The organism is Micromonospora sp. CNZ285 (assembly GCF_004637285.1).
On sequence record NZ_SPQD01000001.1, the window covers coordinates 556823 to 572751 of the forward strand.

Here is a 15929-nt window from a genome sequence, read left to right on the forward strand (position 1 = left end):
TCAGCCGACCCGGCGCTCCAGCACCTGCCCGGTCCACGTCGGGCGGCCCGGCCGTTCCACCGTGAACGGTTCGGTGGCGGTGAACCCGCAGCGCTCGTAGAACCGCACGAGCGCCCGGTCGGGGCTGCGGAAGCAGTCCACCCGCAGCAGGCCGACGCCGCATTCGCGGGCCAGCTCCGCCGCGTACGCCAGCAGCCGCGCCCCGACCCCGCGCCCCGCGTACGCCCGGTCGGTGACCAGCAGGTTCACGTACAGCTCCGGCTCGGTGGCGGGCGGCACGTACTCGGTCGCCGCGCCCACCACCAGCGCGCCCGCCACCGTCGCGTCGATCTCGGCGAGGTACAGGCCGTCCCCGGCGGCCCACGCCTCTGCCTGGGCGATGCGGCGCGGGTCGATCGACGCCGGCTCGGTGCCCCACTGGTCGGTACGCCCCAGTTCGGTCAGCCAGGCGGTGGCGCTGTCGAGCAGCCGCAGCAGCGTGGGCGCGTCGCCGGGTCCACCCGGGCGGATCGTGATGCTCTGCCGGTCGGTCATTCCGCCATGCTGCTACACGCGGCTCACCCCGGCACACCGGCGGGCCGGGTCTCCGGTGCCCGCCGGTTCGCGATCGCCCGCCCGGCCAGCGCCGGGGTGGCCAGCCCGGCGGCGGCGAGGATCCCGCCGAGCACCAGCCAGCCGAGCGGCCCGCCACCGAGCACCAGCAGCGTGAGCAGGCCCCGGCCGAGCGCCTGGGCCAGCCCGGCGAGCAGGCCGTCCGCGCCCTGGTAGGCGCCGATCGCGCCGGGTGGGGCCAGGTCGTAGGCGAGGCCCGCGCCGGCCGCACCGTGCCACAGGTCGCCCACCGTCCACACCGCGGTCGCGACGAGCAGCAGGGCGACCGCCGGGAGCACCGGCAGGGCGGCCGTCGCCGCGTACAACGGTGTGGCCGCCGCGAGCACGAGCCCGGCCCGGCGCAGCTTCCGCGCGGCCGGCGTGGCCCGCTCGGCGCCCCGGCTCAGCCGGACCGCGAGCAGCACGGTGAGGACCGTGTTCGCCAGCAGCACCGCCGACACCACGGGTGGCGGCGCGCCGGCCCGGTCCACAGTCCACAGCGGCACGACGAGCACGAGCACCGTCACGTGCGTGCTGAGCACCGCCGACGCGCCGCTCACCGCGAGGAACCGCCCGTCCCGCAGCGGCCCCCGTCGCGTGCCGGTGGTCGTCAGCGGTCCGTCTGTCGCCCCCGACGCAGCGACCCGGCCCGGGTCGGCTGTTCCCCGCGTACCGGTTGACCCGTGCGGGCCGGCTGACCCGTGCGCCGCGTCGGCCGGCCGCGTGGCGGCGACGGGCTGCGGTGGCAGGCGCAGCAGCAGCGCCGCCGAGAGCAGGTAGCTGGCCGCGTTGCCGACCACGAGCACCTGGTAGGCCCGGTGCGTGTCCACCGCGAGCGCGATCCCGGCCAGCGCGGTACCGACGGTGATGCCCAGGTTCGCCACCGCGCGCAGCGTCGCGAACGCGTGCACCCGGCCGTCCGGGCCGCCCACCGCCGCGACGAGCGCCGCCCGTACCGCCAGGTTGCCGGCGGCGAGCAGCGCCTCCGGCACCGCCACCGCCAGGAACGCCGGGAACGAACCGACCAGCAGGTACGCCAGCGCGGCGACCGCCTGACCCACCTGGAGGACGGCCCGGAGCGTACGCGGATCCCACCTGTCCGCCAGTGCGCCCAGCGGCACGCTCGCGGTCAGCCCGACCAGTCCGGCGACGGTCAGCCCGGCGCCCACCGAGGTGGCGGAGAGACCCACGTCCCGGGTCAGGTAGAGCGCCCCGCCCGCCAGCCACAGCCCCGCGCCGACGGTGTTGACCAGCGTGGCGTACGCGAGCGTGCGCAGCGGCCCGGGCGGCGGGAGCGGCGAGACGCGTCCCATCAGCGGGGTTCGTCCGGCGCCATGCGGTCGACGCTAGACGTGGGCCGGGCGGTAGCGGTGCCCCGGAACCGGCGACGCCCGTCACAACCGAGGGCTCGGCAGGGAGAAGCCCCGTGACGCGCGGCCGCCAGCTCCTGCGGGACGAGCTTCTGAACGTCATGCCTCTCAGTCATGAATATGCCTGAGAGGCATGACGCCGGAGTGGCAACTCTTCTGTTCCGGGGCGACACGCCGCTCCCGGGAGGGCGTGTTAACCGGTCGACCGCCGGCGCGGGTCGTGCCACGATCGCGCGGTGCCCGCCTCCGTGACCGCCCTGCTGCGCCGGCAGTTCGACCTGACCTGGGCGCTCGCCGAGTACCACCTCGACCGGCTGGAGCCGGCGGACTTCCTCTGGGAGCCGGCCGCGCTCTGCTGGACCATGCGCCGGGACCCGGCGGGCGGGTGGAGGCCGGACTGGGCCGACACCGAGCCGGATCCGGTGCCGGCCCCCACGATCGCGTGGCTGACCTGGCACGTCGGCTGGTGGTGGTCGGTCGCCGCCGACCACGTGCGGCGGCGGCCGGCGCGGGAACGCGACGACATCCGCTGGCCCGGACCGGGCGCGGAGACGGTGGCGTGGCTGCGGGAGCTGCGGTCGGAGTGGACGGACACGCTGGACGGGCTGACCGAGGCCGGCCTGGACCGGCCGTCCGCGTACCCCTGGCCCGCCGACGCCGGGCTCACCGTCGCGGACCTGGCCGCGTGGGTGAACGCCGAGCTGATGAAGAACGTGGCCGAGATCGGCCAGCTCCGGCTGCTGCGCGCGGCGGGGCGGGGGGCTTGAGCCGGGCCGCGCTCAGTGGGCACCGCCGAGGTTGAGCACCACCACCCCGGCGATGACCAGGCCCGCCCCGACCACCTTCGTCACGCTCAGCGGCTCACCGAGGAACGCCGCGCCGATCGCCATGATGGCGGCGGTGCCGAGGCCGGACCAGACCGCGTACGCGACACCGACCGGGATGTCCTTCACCGCGAGGGAGAGCAGCCCGAACGCGGACAGGTACGCCACGGCGAGGCCGAGCGTCGGCCAGAGCCGGGTGAAGCCGTCGGTGGCCTTGAGCAGACTGGTGCCGATCACCTCGGCGGTGATCGCGCCGAGCAGGAACAGGTACGCCATCGCAGGACCGTACCCGGTCCTGCGATGGCGCCCGGTCAGCTCGGTCAGCTCGGTCAGGAGACCGTGCAGGCCTTTCCGTTCAGGGTGACCAGCCCCGGATCCGGGTTGGGGAACCGGGAGGCGGTCCCGTTGAAGCCGAACGTGGTGGACGCGCCCGGCGCCAGCTTCGCGTTCCAGGACAGGTTCTTCGCGGTGACCGTGGCGCCGCTCTGGCCGAGCTGCGCCGACCACGCGTGGTCGACCTTCTGGTCGCCGAGGAAGGCCCAGCGCAGGCTCCACCCGTTCACCGCCGTCGTGCCGGTGTTGCGCACCGTCACCTGGGTGGTGAAGCCGGACGGCCAGCTCCCGTGCGTGGTGTAGGTGACCGCGCAGGATGGCGCCGGCACCGCGCCGGCGTCACCCTGGTCGGCCAGGAACGACGCGAGCCACGCCAGCGCCGAGTTCCAGTTGATCGCCACCTCGTTCGTCGCGTACGAGTTGATGTCGTCGACGTAGCAGAACATCGGCGCGCACCCGGCGAGCAGGTTCGCCGCGAACGGGTCCTGGAGCGCGGCGTTCGGGCCACCGGCGAGCGAACCGGCCGGCGGGCGCGGCAGGTCCGGGTTGAGCTGGTGGGCGAAGATCCGGCTGTGCTGGTTGCGGGCGTGCTGCTCGCCCCACCCTGTCACGTACGACATGTTCAGCGCGTTGCGGCCGAACAGGTAGTCCGCGGCCTGCACCGCGCCGTCCCGGTACTTCGCGTCCCGGCTCAGGTCGAACGCGGTGGCGAGCACGATGGCGTTGTTCACCAGGTTGCTGTTGCTGCCCCAGACGTACGCGTCGGCGCTGCCCGGGAACGGCAGCCCGTACGCCTGGCCGGCGATCGTGGCCAGGTAGCTGTCGGCGGCGGCGGTGATCGACTCGCGGATGCGGGTCTTCTCCGCGGCGGGCAGCGTGTTCGGCACGGTGGCCAGGTCGAGGCGGCCCAGCGCGGCCACGCTCTGCCAGCCGAACGCACCGTTCGGGGCGAACACGTCGGCGGTGTGCAGCGGCGAGCCGGTGACGTCGGCCAGGTACGCCTTGTCGCCGGTGGTCAGCCACAGCTCGGCAGCGGCCCAGTAGAACTCGTCGGTGACGTTCGTGTCGTCGTACGCGCCGCCGCCGGTGCCGTCGCTGGCCGAGGCGTAGATCGCCGGGTGCGCCTTGGCCGCCGCGTACGCGGTCTTCGCGGCGGTGCCGCAGCGCGCGGCGAACGCGGCGTCGTACGGGGCGTACAGCCGCTGGCACTGCGCCGCGACGGCGGCCAGGTTCAGCGTGGCGGCGGTGGACGGCGCGTGCAGCTCACGCGGCTGCGGGTCGTCCTGGGGCTGCAGCGGCAGGCCGGTCCAGTTCCGGTCGTGGATCTTGTGGTGGACCATCCCGGCCAGCGGCTTGCCCGCCGGCACCTGCATGCGCAGCAGGAACTCCAGCTCCCAGCGGGCCTCGTCGAGCACGTCCGGCACCTCGTTGCCGCGCTCGGGCAGCCGCAGCGTGGAGTCGCCCAGGGCGGCGCCGCCACCGGCGGTCTCGGCCGTCTTGGTCCGCTCGAACGTGCTCAGCAGCTGGTAGGCGGCGATGCCGCCGTTGACGACGTACTTGCCGTGGTCGCCCGCGTCGTACCAGCCGCCGCGCACGTCCAGCGAGTAGTCGCAGACGCCGGCCTGGCACGGCACGTCGGTGTCACCCTGGTTCGGCGCGACGCCGAGGTGGCCGGCCGGGCGGGCGTACTCCTCGCCGATCAGGTCGCCGTCGATCTCGATGCCGCTGCGCTGCGCGTAGAAGAACTGCAGCGAGTCGGCGCGCAGCCGGTCGTAGAGCGCGCCGGAGATGTCGAACGGGTGGCTGGTCTCGCCGTCCACGGTCAGCGTGTAGCCGGTGCCCGGCGTGCGGTACACGGAGAAGTCGACGGTCTGCACGTTCTGCGCCGAGGCGGCGTCGGTGCCGCGCGGCGTGGTCTGCCCGCTGGCTACCACCGCGCCGCCGGCCGACTGGAGCTGCCAGGGCAGCGCGTCGGTGGCCTCGGTGACCACTGTGGCGTGCTTCGGCCCGCCGGGCAGGTAGCCGACCTGGTTGACCCGGACCCGGGGCCCGGTGTCCGGCTCGTACGGCGGCGCCGGCTCCCCGCCGCGCAGCGACACGTTGTCCAGGCAGAACGTCTGCGCCTGGGCGCTGCCGCCGACCTGGAAGATCAGCTGGGCGGTGGGGTTGTCGGCCGGGGAGGTGAACGTGGTGGTGACGTGCTTCGCGGTGCCGGTGGCGGTCGCGTCGACGCTCGCGTACGTGGTGTAGGGGGCGCTGCCGAGCTGGAGCACCGCCTTGACGGCCGCGCCGGGGGTCGCGGAGACGTCGAAGGACAGCTCGTACTCGGCGCCCTGGGTCAGCGGCACCGCGTCCTGGCCGATGCCGGCGTCCCACGGGTTGGCGGTACCCGCCGCGACGGAGGTGCAGAGCCGGCCGTCGACGACCGCGAGGTCGCCGGTGCCGTAGGAGAACCAGGGGGAGACACCGGCGCTGAAGTCGCCGTTGCGCAGTTGTTCGGGGGCGTCCGGCGGCACCTCGGCGCTCGCCGGACCGGCGGTGAGGCCGGTGAGCGCCAGCGTGGTGGCCGCGAGCGCGGCGAGCCGACGACGGGATCGGGTCACGGAGGTTCCTTCCGTGCTCGGGGGTGGTGGGGAGACCGGGAGCTGGGAGCGCTCCCAATATCAGCCCGATGTTTCCACCGCGTTCCGTGGCTGTCAATCGATCCGGCCCGATGAGGCGCGCGCGCCCGGGCGCGGCGCGATTCGGCGCGCCACGTACGATGTCAGTGATCTCCTAGAGACATCCGAGCCCTCGACCTGGCAGGCTGCGACCCATGACCCTGAAGCTTCGTTCCGTCGGAGCGAGCGACCGTGGGCTGATCCGCAGCGGTAACCAGGACGCGCAGCACGCGGGCGCCTGGCTGGTCGCGGTCGCCGACGGCATGGGCGGCATGGCGGCCGGCGACCTGGCCAGCCGCATCGCCATCGACGCGGTAGCCCCGCTGGACGTGGAGACGCCGGAGGACGCGCTCGTCGCCGCGCTCCAGGGCGGGATCGAGCTGGCCACCGCGCGGATCCGCCAGGCCGTCGAGGAGGACCCGGAGCGTCAGGGCATGGGCACCACGCTCACCGCGCTGCTGTTCGCCCGTACCGGCAGCTGCCTCGCGCTGGCACACGTCGGCGACTCCCGGGCCTACCTGTACCGCGAGGGCGTGCTCAAGCAGGTCACCCGCGACGACACCTTCGTGCAGATGCTCGTCGACCAGGGCGTCATCACCGCCGAGCAGGCCAGCAGTCACCCCCGGCGGGCGGTGGTGACCCAGGCGTTGCAGGGTGACGAGGTCTCCCCGTCGTACGCCACCATGGTGCCCCGGGCCGGCGACCGCTGGCTCCTGTGCAGCGACGGCCTCTCCAACGTGGTCCGCGCGGACACGCTCACCGAGGTGCTCAGCGAGCAGCCGGAACGCGACGCCTGCGCGGCCCGGCTGATCGACCTGGCGTTGCGGGCCGGCGGCCCGGACAACATCACCGTCGTGATCGCCGACATCGTCGAGGAGTAGCCCTCACCGCCGCCGCGGGGCGGCCCTTCGGGTCGGCTCGGCGGTGGTCGGGTCCTCCGGCCACGGATGGCGCGGGTAGCGTCCGCGCAGCTCCGCCCGTACCTGCTGATAGCCGGTGCGCCAGAACGAGGCCAGGTCGGCGGTGACCGCCACCGGCCGCCCGGCGGGGGAGAGCAGGTGCAGCAGCACCGGCACCCGCCCGTCGGCGATGCGCGGCACGTCCCGCCAGCCGAACGTCTCCTGGAGCTTGACCGCCAGCACCGGCGCGGCCGGGTCGGCGTAGTTGACCCGGATCCGCGAGCCGCTCGGCACCTCCAGGCGCTCCGGGGCCAGCTCGTCCAGCCGCGCCGCCTGCCGCCAGTCCAGCAGCCGCCGCAGCGCCGCCGCCACGTCCACCCGGCCGAGGTCGGCCCGGCGCCGGGCACGGGCCAGCTCCGGTCCCAGCCAGACGGGCGCCTCAGCGAGCAGCGCCGCGTCGGAGACGTCCGGCCAGTCGTCGCCGAGCGCCTGGCGGCAGAACGCCAGCCGGCGGCGCAGCCCCGTCGCTTCCGGCGTCCAACGAAGCAGGCCCGGCCCCTCCTGCCGCAGCCCGTCCAGCAGCGCCGCCGCGACCAGCTCCGGGTCCGGCGCGGTGAGCGGCCGGTCGACCAGCTCGACGGCGCCGAGCCGGACCACCTCGCGGGCCACCACGTCCCCGCCGGACCAGGCCACCTCCCGCCCGGTGTCCAGCAGCGCCGCCCCTGCCTCCCGGGCGGTCGCCTCGTCGATGGGCGCGGCCAGCCGCACCCGGGCGGCGGGCGCGCCGGGGGAGCGGTCGGCCACCGCGACGGCCAGCCACGCCGCTCCGGTCAGCCCCGACCCGGGCGCCAGCTCCGCGGCGGTCCCGCCGGCCATCAGGTATGCGGGCCCGCCCGGCCGCCGTGCCCGGGCCAGCCGTTCCGGGTACGCCAGTCCGGCGAGCAGCCCGGCGGCCAGATCGTCCGGCAGGCGCGCCCGCTCGTTCCCCGCCGACCGTCCGCCGCTCCCGCTGCGGTGCGGCGTCGAGTCGGCGCGCGTGCCGGCGGGGTGACGGTCGGCGGGCAGGGCGGCGCGCAGGCGGCGTACCTCGGCGCGCCAGCGGGCGGTGGCGGCCGGGTCGGTGCCGTCGCGCAGCCGGCGCCAGCGGGCGGGCAGGTCGTCCCCGGTCCCGCCCAGCGTGTCCTCGCCGAGGATCGCCACCACCTGGGCGGCCCGGTCGGCGCCGACCCGGGGCGCGCCGTCCAGCAGCGCCCGCGCCAGCCGGGGATGCGTGCCCGCCGCCGCTACCGCCCGTCCCCGCGCGGTGATCCGGCCGTCGTGGTCCACCGCGCCGAGCGTGGTCAGCGTCTCCCGCGCCACCGTCAGCGCGGCCGGCGGCGGTGGGTCGGGCAGCGCCAGCCCGGTGCCGTCCGGTGTGCCCCAGGCCGCCAGCTCCAGCGCGAACCCGGTCAGGTCGGCGGTGGCGATCTCCGGTTCGGGCTGCGGGGCGAGCCGCTCGTGTGTCGCCTCCGACCAGCAGCGGTAGACCGCGCCGGGCGCCTCCCGTCCGGCCCGGCCGGCGCGCTGGGTGGCCCCGGCGCGCGACACCGGCACCGTGATCAGCGCGCCCAGCCCTCGGGCCAGGTCGGTGCGGGGCACCCGGCTCAGGCCGGCGTCCACCACCACCCGGACGCCGGGGACGGTCAGGCTGCTCTCCGCCACCGCCGTCGCGAGCACCACGCGCCGCCCGGCGGCGGGGGTGAGCGCCGCGTCCTGGGCGGGCCCGGGCAGCCGTCCGTGCAACGGCAGCACCGCGATGTCGCGGAGGCCGGCCAGGCGGCGCGCGACGGCGCCGATCTCACCCGCGCCGGGCAGGAAGACGAGCACGTCACCGTCGCGTTCGCGTAGCGCCCGGCGGACCGTGGCTGCCACGTGATCGAGCAGTGCCGGGTCGACCCGGCCGGCGCCGGGCGGCGTCACCGGACGCGGCGGCGGCGCCCACACCCGCTCGACCGGGTGCAGCGCGGCCTCGGCGCGTACCACGGGGGCGGGGTCGCCGGCGCCGAGCAGCGCCGCGAACCGGTCGGTCTGCGGGGTGGCCGACATCGCCAGCAGCCACAGGTCGGGGCGCAGCGTCGCGCGGGCCTCGACGCTGAACGCCAGCGCCAGGTCGGCGTCGAGGTGCCGCTCGTGGCACTCGTCGAGCAGTACCGCGTCCACGCCGGGCAGTTCCGGGTCGTGGTGCAGGCGGCGGACCAGCAGACCGGTGGTGACCACCTCGACCCGGGTGCGCGGCCCGGTCCGGCGCTCGCCGCGCACCGCGTACCCGATCCGGTCGCCGACCCGCTCGCCGAGCAGGGCGGCCATCCGGTGCGCGGCGGCGCGGGCGGCGACCCGCCGCGGCTGGGCGATCACCACGCGGCCGGGGACCGCGTCGGCGACCGCGAGCGGCGCGGTCGTGGTCTTGCCGGTGCCCGGCGGCGCCACCAGGACGGCGGCGCCGCGCTCGCGCAGCGCGCCGACGAGCGCCGGCAGGACCGGGCGGACCGGCAGGTCGAGCGGGATGTCGGCGAGCACGGCCCCACTCTCGCACCGCGCCGCCGGACGGTCCGCGCTGCCCCCGGAACGCGGAACGGCCCGGCCGGCGCACCGCCGACCGGGCCGGGTGGCCGCCGCGCCGGGTCCGCCGACCCGGCTGCGGCCCCCTTGCTAGTACGTTCCGTCGAGCTGACCGCGCAGCTTGGTCAGGGCCCGGGCGAGCAGCCGGGACACGTGCATCTGCGAGACGCCGATCTGCTCGGCGATCTGCGACTGGGTCAGGTTGCCGTAGAAGCGCAGCGTGAGGATCTTCTGCTCGCGCTGGTCGAGCGTGGCGAGCGCCGGGCCGAGGGCGACGCGCATCTCGGCCAGCTCGAACTCGCCGTCCTCGCCGCCGAGCAGGTCGCCCAGCTCGGTGGCCCGCTCGCCGTCGCCGGTCGGGGTGGACAGCGACACCGCGTTGTAGGCGCGGGCGCCCTCCAGGCCCTCCAGCACCTCCTCCTCGGTGAGCTTGAGGTGGGCGGCGATGTCGGCGACCGTGGGCGACCGGCCGAGCGTCTGGAGCAGCGTGCTGTTGGCGTCGGAGATCGCCAGGCGCAGCTCCTGGAGCCGGCGCGGCACCCGGATGTCCCAGGTGCGGTCGCGGAAGTGGCGCTTCAGCTCGCCGATGATGGTGGGGATGGCGTAGCCGGCGAAGTCGACACCGCGCGACGGGTCGAACTTGTCGATCGCCTTGATCAGGCCGATCGCCGCGGTCTGCGCCAGGTCGTCGTTCGGTTCGCCCCGGCCGCTGTAGCGGTGGGCCAGGTGGTTCGCCAGCGGCAGCCACGCCTCGATGGCGCGATCGCGCAGCGCGGGCCGCGACGGGTGGCCGGCGGGCAGCGCGGCCATCGCGGCGAGCAGGTCGGCGGCGCTGTCGGTGAGCGAGCGGGGGTCGAGCTTCGCGGAGCCGGCCGGCGTGGTCGCCGGGGCGCTGGTCGTGGGAGCGGTCATGGGTGGGTCCTCCCTGCACCTCGTCCACGGAAGAAAAAAGACGTGACGCTCAGGTTTAGGTGTCGGTAGTACGTTCGGAAGCCACCATAGCCCGATCGTGCTGCGGAAATCTAGCCGAAAGTACGATGTACTTAAGGTGTAAGCAGCCATGAAAGGCGTGAGCCGGTTGATATCGCGCTCGCCGGGGTGGTGGGGCGGCGGTGACCGGTCGGCCCCGGTCGTACCCCGATCGGTCAACGAAGAATCCGACAGGTGGTCGATGTGTCGGCTTTCTGTCGTTGTCCCGCCGACGGGACCGCCCGTAGCGTCCGTAGCGACACGTCAACGGAGGCACCGTGCTGGATCCCGCCGCGCCGCAACTCGTCATCAACGCCCGGACGCTGCTGTTCAGCTGGCTCCCGGCGGATCCCGGCGCGGTCGAGACCCTGCTGCCCGCCGGTCTGCGCCCGCACCCGCAGCGTCAGGTGTTCGTCAACCAGTACGTCGTCGACGACGAGACGCAGACCTCCGGCTTCGGCGCGTACTCGCTCACCTACCTGGGTGTCTCACTGGCGGACATGGATCCGCCCGACGGCGAGACGCCGGGTGGCTGGTGGACGCACTATCTCGCCTCCAGCGAGCGGGTCCGGCGGTACGCCGCCGCGCGGGGCGCGCCCGCCGCCGCCGGGGAGACCCGCCTCGACCTGCGGGGCGGCCGGCTCACCGCCGAGACCCGGGCCGCCGACGGCACGCTGCTGATCCGGGTCACCGCCCGGGTCGGGCACACCGGCACCGAGGCGCACATGGGCCACCACCGGTACCTCACCCGCAACGACGGCGAGCTGATCGTCACCGACTACCCGTACGTGGCCGAGCCGGTGTCACCGTTCGAGGTCGAGTCGGTGGAGTTCCCGGCCCCGGAGCACCCGGTCCACGCGCTGCGGCCGGCCAACCCGCTGCACGTGTGCTGGGGCTTCTACGCGCCGCGCGTGTCGTTCGCGTACCCGGCCCGCCCGAACGTGCCGGACGAGGTGGCGGACCTTCACCAGGTGCCGGCCCGCCGGGCCCGCAGCGGCCTGCCGTCCGGGTCGTAGACCAGCCGGTACGCGGGCAGCGCCCAGAGCCGCGTACGCCAGGGCAACCGCTCCGGGCGGTGCGGCCGCAACCGGCCCGGCGGACGGGGACCCGCCCGGCCCCCGGCGTGCCAGCGCTCCAGTTCCTCCGCCGCCGCGGTGATCGCGGCGACCGCGTCCGCCGGGTCCAGCAGGTCGCCGTCCTGCGCGCCGCCGGGATCGCGGTCCAGGTGCTCGCGCCACAGCCGCAGCCGCAGGTCGCGGGCGAACACCCGGGCGCCGTCGCCCAGCCCCGCCGGGTCGGCCGGCGCCCGCTCGTCGCGGGTGTCGTCGAGCACCGCGCAGGACAGCTCGCTGTCGTGCGTCCAGGACCGGCGGTTGAAGTTGTCGCTGCCGACGCTGGCCCACACGTCGTCCACCACGCAGACCTTGGCGTGCACGTAGACCGGCGTGCCGTCGTGGTTCTCCACGTCGAACACGTGCACCCGTTCCGGCGCGGCCCGGTGGCACAGCGACAGCGCCTGCTCCCGGCCGACCATGTTCGGCGGCAGCGCGAGCCGGCCGTCCACGTCCGGATGCCGGGGCACGACCGCCACCAGGTGCAGGTCCGGGTGCTCCTGCAACGCCTGCGCGAACAGCTCGGCCACCTCGGTCGACCAGAGGTACTGGTCCTCCAGGTAGATCAGCCGCCGGGCCCGGCGTACCGCCTTGGTGTAGCCGCGGGCCACTGTGCGCTCGCCGTCCGGGGCGAACGAGTAGCGGGGCCGCACGGCCGGGTAGGTGCGCAGCACCTGCACGTGGTGCGGCCCGCAGCGCGGCGGGTCGGCGGGCTGTCCGGGCAGCGGGTCCGGGCGCAGGTCGGAGCCGCGCAGCCGGTCCCGCAGGTACGCCATCGGGTTCTCCGAGTCCAGCGGCATCGGGTCGGTCCAGCGCTCCCGGAACGTGGTGTCCAGCGCGCCGACCACCGGCCCGCGCACCGCCAGCTGCACGTCGTGCCACGGGGGCGTGGGGCCGTACCGGGGGGACATGCCGACCGGCTGCGGGTCGCCGGCGTGGCCGGCGTCGTCGCGGCGGCTGTGGCACAGGTCGATGCCGCCGGCGAAGGCGATGTCGCGGCTCGGGTCGCCGGGCCGGCGCAGCACCACGAGCTTCTGGTGGTGCGAGCCGCCGCGCCGGACCCGCTGGTCGAGCAGCACCTCGCCGCCGGCGGCGCGGATCGCCTCGCTGAGGTCGCGGTTCTCCTCCTCGCTGTAGGAGAGCGTGTCGAGGTGGGAGCGCCAGATGAGGCCCTTGACGATGACCCCGCGCTGGGCGGCCCGGGCGAACAACTGCGCCACGGTCGGGCCGTCCGGGCGCATCCGCTCGTCCGGGTCACCGCGCCAGTCGGTGAAGAACAGGTGGTCGCCCGCGGACAACGCCTCCACCTCGCTGACCAGCCGGTCGAAGTACGCGGCACCGTGAATCAACGGCTCGGCGAGGTTTCCATCGGCCCAGACGGGTAACTCAGACCTCGGGTTGGCGCGTTCCTGTGCGGTGAGGAACCAGTCCCGCAGAGTCACGTTCCACCCCCCGAGGTCGACGACGTCCTCACACGGTAGGACCCCCGGCAGGGCCCCGCACGTCGAGCAGCAGGTCGGCGCCGGTGCCGCGCGTCAGGGGTGCGCCGGACCCCTGGATCGCGATACCGAGGAGGCACCGACATGCCCGCCGAGACGACGAACACCGTGACCGACCGCGACCAGGCGGTGGAGGGGGAGCGGGGTGCGCTGGTGGCGGTCCTGTTGATGGTGATCCTCGGGGTGGCCGGGATCTTCGCCGTCTCCTGAGACCGCGGCCGGGCGCCCCGGCGAACCGGGGCGCCCGTAGCAGGTCAGGGCCGGTCGCCCTGGCCGTCGGTGTGCGGCACCCGCCCGGTCGGGATCACCCCGAGCCGGCCGGCCTGGAAGTCCTCGACCGCCTGGATCAGCTCGGCGCGGGTGTTCATCACGAACGGGCCGTAGTGCGCCACCGGCTCGCGGATCGGCTGGCCGCCCATCAGGTAGAGCTCCAGCGCCGGGGCGTTGGAGTCCTGCGTGCGGTCGGCGGTGATCCGCAACGCCTCACCGGGACCGTGCACGGCGAGCTGGCCGAGGTGGATCGGCCGCCGGTCGGTGCCGACCGTGCCGCGGCCGGCCAGCACGTACACCAGCGCGTTGAAGTCCGACCGCCACGGCAGGCTCAGCTCGGCGCCGGGCTGCAACGTGACGTGCGCGATGGTGATCGGCGTGTGCGTCGAGCCCGGACCCCGGTGCCCGGCGACCTCGCCGGCGATGACCCGGATCAGGCCGCCGCCGTCGGGCGTGGTCAGCAGCGCCGACTCCCGGCCGCGGATGTCCTGGTAGCGCGGCGCGCTCATCTTGGCGACCCGGGGCAGGTTGACCCAGAGCTGCAGGCCGTGGAACAGCCCGCCGCTCATCACCAGGTGCTCCGGCGGCGCCTCGATGTGGAGCAGGCCACTGCCGGCAGTCATCCACTGGGTGTCGCCGTCGGTGATGGTGCCGCCGCCACCCGTCGAGTCCTGGTGGTCCATGATCCCGTCGATCATGTAGGTCACCGTCTCGAAGCCGCGGTGCGGGTGCCAGGAGGTGCCCTTCGGCTCGCCCGGCGCGTAGTCGACCTCGCCCATCTGGTCGAGGTGGATGAACGGGTCCAGCTCGGTCATCGGCACGCCGGCGAAGGCCCGGCGGACCGGGAAGCCCTCGCCCTCGTACCCGCTGGGGGCGGTGGTGACCCGGCGGACCTGGCGGTATTCGGTGGCCTCGCCGAGCTCGGGCAGGCGGGGCAGGACGAGGACGTCGTCGACGGTGATCGCGGGCATCGCGGGACTCCTTACTTGTCGGCCGGGGTGGACGATGCGGTGTGGTCGGCGCGCAGGCGCCGGCCGAGCCGCTCGAAGACCCGGGTGAGGCAGGCGACCTCGGCGTCGTCGAGGTCGTCGATCAGGTGGGCGCGTACGGAGCGCAGGTGGTGCGGCGCGGCCTCGCGCAGGGCGAGCAGGCCGGCGGCGGTGAGCACGGCTTCGCTGCCGCGCCGGTCCGCCGGACACGCCTCCTTCGCCACCAGGCCGCGCTTGCGCATCGTGGTGATCTGGTAGGTCAGCCGGCTCGGTGAGAACACCAGCCGGTCGGCCAGCTCACCCATGCGCAGCCGCTGGCCGGGCGCCTCGGAGAGCAGCACCAGCACGTGGTAGTCGGCGAAGCTCAGGTCGCTGTCGGCGCGCAGGTCGTCCTCGAGCCGGGTGAACAGCCGCTGGCTCGACTCGATGTACGCGCGCCAGCAGGCCATCCGCTCGGCGTCCAGGCTCTCCGTCATGGCTCCGAGAATAGCACTACTTAAAATTTAAACAAGTGTCCCTGCTGTGCTCGGCCAGCCAGTCAAGGGTGACTCTTTAAAACCTGAACGGGTGGCCGGGCTAGGGTCGGGGGATGGACGATCTCGACCTGCTCGACTGGCGGGAGCGGGTGGCCCGGCTCTACCTGTCCGACCTCGACCTGGCCGGGTTCCGGGCCGCGCGCGACGAGCTGTTCCGCACCCACCCCAGCAGCCCGGTGCCGCCCGCCGACCGGCCGGGCTTCACCGGGCTGCGCTGGTACCCGCCCGACCCGTCGGCAGTGGTGGAGGCCCCGCTGCGCCAGGCCTCCGGTGAGCTGCGCATCGACACCGGCGGCCCGGACGGCGTGGTCGCGTACCGGCGGGTCGCGGTGGCCGAGACGCCGTGGGGACCGCTGACGCTCTGGTGGATCGAGGCGTACGGGGGCGGGCTGTTCCTGCCGCTGCGCGACGGCACCTGCGGCGACGGCTCGTACGGCGGGGGCCGGTACCTCACCGACACGGTCAAGGGCACCTTCGGCCGCGGCCTGACCGTGCTCCCCGGCGACCGGGTCCGGCTGGACGCCAACTACCTCTACAACCCCAGCTGCGCCTACGACGACAGGTGGGCCTGCCCGCTGGCCCCGCCGGAGAACCGGGTGGACGTGCCGCTGCGGGCCGGGGAGCGGGCGTACCACTGACGCGACGAGGGAGGACCCCGGCGGGGCCCTCCCTCGCTGTCGCGTACCGCCGGTCAGCGGGCGGTGGCGCCGGTCGGTGTCAGGTGCATCCGGCTGAGCAGCTGCTGCGCCTGACCGGCCATCTCCGCGTCCACCGTCACCGCGTACTGGGCGGCCCGCAGTGAACTGGCCGACGTGAAGTCACGCTGGCCACCGCTCATGGCGTGCGCGACAGCGCCGAACACCGCACCCCAGATCGCGCCGATCACCAGCCCGACCAGGATCACCGCCAGCCAGTTCCCGGCGGTGAAGATGCCGAACAACAAGCCGATGAACAACCCGAACCAGGCGCCGGTGCCGGCCCCGAGCAGGGCCGCCCGGCCCGTGGTGAGCCGTCCCATCACGGTCTCCACGAGCGTGAGGTCCGTACCGACGATCGAGGTACGTTCCACTGGGAACCGGTTGTCGGCCAGATAGTCCACCACGCGCTGGGCGGACGGATAGTCCGGGTACGAGCCGATCGTGACGGTCGCCGCCCCGGCCTGCGGGCCGTGCCCGTCCCCGCTCGGCGGCGTCGGGCGACCGCCCGGGCCGGACGGGAGGTTGTCGCTGCCCGGCATTCCGGGTTGCCAGGCCGCGGTCGGAGTCGAGGGTCTGGTCAT

Annotated in this window: 15 protein-coding genes; 5 read left to right on the forward strand and 10 right to left on the reverse strand. The window is 74.8% G+C overall.

The window, feature by feature from the left end:
- A complete protein-coding gene (locus CLT75_RS02575; protein WP_135239306.1) occupies positions 1-534 on the reverse strand; it encodes a GNAT family N-acetyltransferase in 534 nt (177 codons plus the stop codon).
- A 23-nt stretch (positions 535-557) separates the two neighbouring features.
- Positions 558-1904, reverse strand: coding sequence for an MFS transporter (locus tag CLT75_RS02580; RefSeq protein ID WP_135239307.1), 1347 nt, complete (start codon positions 1902-1904; stop codon positions 558-560).
- A 293-nt stretch (positions 1905-2197) separates the two neighbouring features.
- On the opposite strand from CLT75_RS02580, the gene CLT75_RS02585 reads away from it, so the two are divergent.
- Positions 2198-2728, forward strand: coding sequence for a DinB family protein (locus tag CLT75_RS02585; protein WP_135239308.1), 531 nt, complete (start codon positions 2198-2200; stop codon positions 2726-2728).
- A gap of 12 nt (positions 2729-2740) precedes the next feature.
- On the opposite strand, the gene CLT75_RS02590 is transcribed toward CLT75_RS02585, so the two are convergent.
- Entirely contained in the window at positions 2741-3061 is a 321-nt protein-coding gene (locus tag CLT75_RS02590; protein ID WP_120570628.1) for a DMT family transporter, read from the reverse strand.
- Positions 3062-3114: 53 nt separating this feature from the next.
- Positions 3115-5721: a glycoside hydrolase family 9 protein gene (locus tag CLT75_RS02595; protein ID WP_135239309.1), complete on the reverse strand. Its 2607-nt coding sequence runs from the start codon at positions 5719-5721 to the stop codon at positions 3115-3117.
- 212 nt (positions 5722-5933) lie between these two features.
- Here CLT75_RS02595 and CLT75_RS02600 point away from each other — a divergent pair, with 212 nt between their 5' ends.
- On the forward strand, positions 5934-6659 hold the full coding sequence (locus tag CLT75_RS02600) for a protein phosphatase 2C domain-containing protein (RefSeq protein WP_135239310.1): 726 nt from the start codon (positions 5934-5936) through the stop codon (positions 6657-6659).
- Positions 6660-6662: 3 nt separating this feature from the next.
- Here the strand turns inward: CLT75_RS02600 and hrpB are convergent, their stop codons facing one another.
- The gene (hrpB, locus tag CLT75_RS02605) at positions 6663-9233 is read right to left on the reverse strand and encodes an ATP-dependent helicase HrpB (RefSeq protein ID WP_135239311.1); all 2571 of its coding nucleotides are present in this window, start codon (positions 9231-9233) and stop codon (positions 6663-6665) included.
- Positions 9234-9365: 132 nt separating this feature from the next.
- Positions 9366-10187: a SigB/SigF/SigG family RNA polymerase sigma factor gene (locus tag CLT75_RS02610; protein ID WP_135239312.1), complete on the reverse strand. Its 822-nt coding sequence runs from the start codon at positions 10185-10187 to the stop codon at positions 9366-9368.
- Positions 10188-10522: 335 nt separating this feature from the next.
- Between CLT75_RS02610 and CLT75_RS02615 the strand changes: the two genes are divergently transcribed.
- Positions 10523-11260, forward strand: coding sequence for a hypothetical protein (locus CLT75_RS02615; protein ID WP_135239313.1), 738 nt, complete (start codon positions 10523-10525; stop codon positions 11258-11260).
- Here CLT75_RS02615 and CLT75_RS02620 read toward each other — a convergent pair.
- Positions 11209-12798, reverse strand: coding sequence for a phospholipase D-like domain-containing protein (locus CLT75_RS02620; protein WP_135239314.1), 1590 nt, complete (start codon positions 12796-12798; stop codon positions 11209-11211). The genes CLT75_RS02615 and CLT75_RS02620 overlap by 52 nt on opposite strands.
- Before the next feature lie 141 nt (positions 12799-12939).
- On the opposite strand from CLT75_RS02620, the gene CLT75_RS32990 reads away from it, so the two are divergent.
- Entirely contained in the window at positions 12940-13065 is a 126-nt protein-coding gene (locus CLT75_RS32990) for a hypothetical protein (RefSeq protein WP_013285371.1), read from the forward strand.
- 44 nt (positions 13066-13109) lie between these two features.
- Here the strand turns inward: CLT75_RS32990 and CLT75_RS02625 are convergent, their stop codons facing one another.
- Together CLT75_RS02625 and CLT75_RS02630 are read right to left on the reverse strand one after the other, a co-directional pair.
- A complete protein-coding gene (locus tag CLT75_RS02625; protein WP_135239315.1) occupies positions 13110-14096 on the reverse strand; it encodes a pirin family protein in 987 nt (328 codons plus the stop codon).
- An 11-nt stretch (positions 14097-14107) separates the two neighbouring features.
- Positions 14108-14590: a MarR family transcriptional regulator gene (locus CLT75_RS02630; protein WP_135239316.1), complete on the reverse strand. Its 483-nt coding sequence runs from the start codon at positions 14588-14590 to the stop codon at positions 14108-14110.
- A gap of 113 nt (positions 14591-14703) precedes the next feature.
- Between CLT75_RS02630 and CLT75_RS02635 the strand changes: the two genes are divergently transcribed.
- The gene (locus CLT75_RS02635; protein WP_135239317.1) at positions 14704-15288 is read left to right on the forward strand and encodes a DUF1684 domain-containing protein; all 585 of its coding nucleotides are present in this window, start codon (positions 14704-14706) and stop codon (positions 15286-15288) included.
- Between the two features lie 53 nt (positions 15289-15341).
- Here the strand turns inward: CLT75_RS02635 and CLT75_RS02640 are convergent, their stop codons facing one another.
- On the reverse strand, positions 15342-15929 hold the full coding sequence (locus CLT75_RS02640; protein ID WP_135239318.1) for a general stress protein: 588 nt from the start codon (positions 15927-15929) through the stop codon (positions 15342-15344).

What these genes read in the sequence shown, in the direction of transcription:
- CLT75_RS02575 (WP_135239306.1), bottom strand. Translation starts at nt 534, where the DNA reads ATGACCGACCGGCAGAGCATCACGATCCGCCCGGGTGGACCCGGCGAC.
- CLT75_RS02580 (WP_135239307.1), bottom strand. Translation starts at nt 1,904, where the DNA reads ATGGGACGCGTCTCGCCGCTCCCGCCGCCCGGGCCGCTGCGCACGCTC.
- CLT75_RS02590 (WP_120570628.1), bottom strand. Translation starts at nt 3,061, where the DNA reads ATGGCGTACCTGTTCCTGCTCGGCGCGATCACCGCCGAGGTGATCGGC.
- CLT75_RS02600 (WP_135239310.1), top strand. Translation starts at nt 5,934, where the DNA reads ATGACCCTGAAGCTTCGTTCCGTCGGAGCGAGCGACCGTGGGCTGATC.
- CLT75_RS02610 (WP_135239312.1), bottom strand. Translation starts at nt 10,187, where the DNA reads ATGACCGCTCCCACGACCAGCGCCCCGGCGACCACGCCGGCCGGCTCC.
- CLT75_RS32990 (WP_013285371.1), top strand. Translation starts at nt 12,940, where the DNA reads ATGCCCGCCGAGACGACGAACACCGTGACCGACCGCGACCAGGCGGTG.
- CLT75_RS02625 (WP_135239315.1), bottom strand. Translation starts at nt 14,096, where the DNA reads ATGCCCGCGATCACCGTCGACGACGTCCTCGTCCTGCCCCGCCTGCCC.
- CLT75_RS02630 (WP_135239316.1), bottom strand. Translation starts at nt 14,590, where the DNA reads ATGACGGAGAGCCTGGACGCCGAGCGGATGGCCTGCTGGCGCGCGTAC.
- CLT75_RS02635 (WP_135239317.1), top strand. Translation starts at nt 14,704, where the DNA reads ATGGACGATCTCGACCTGCTCGACTGGCGGGAGCGGGTGGCCCGGCTC.
- CLT75_RS02640 (WP_135239318.1), bottom strand. Translation starts at nt 15,929, where the DNA reads ATGACCAGACCCTCGACTCCGACCGCGGCCTGGCAACCCGGAATGCCG.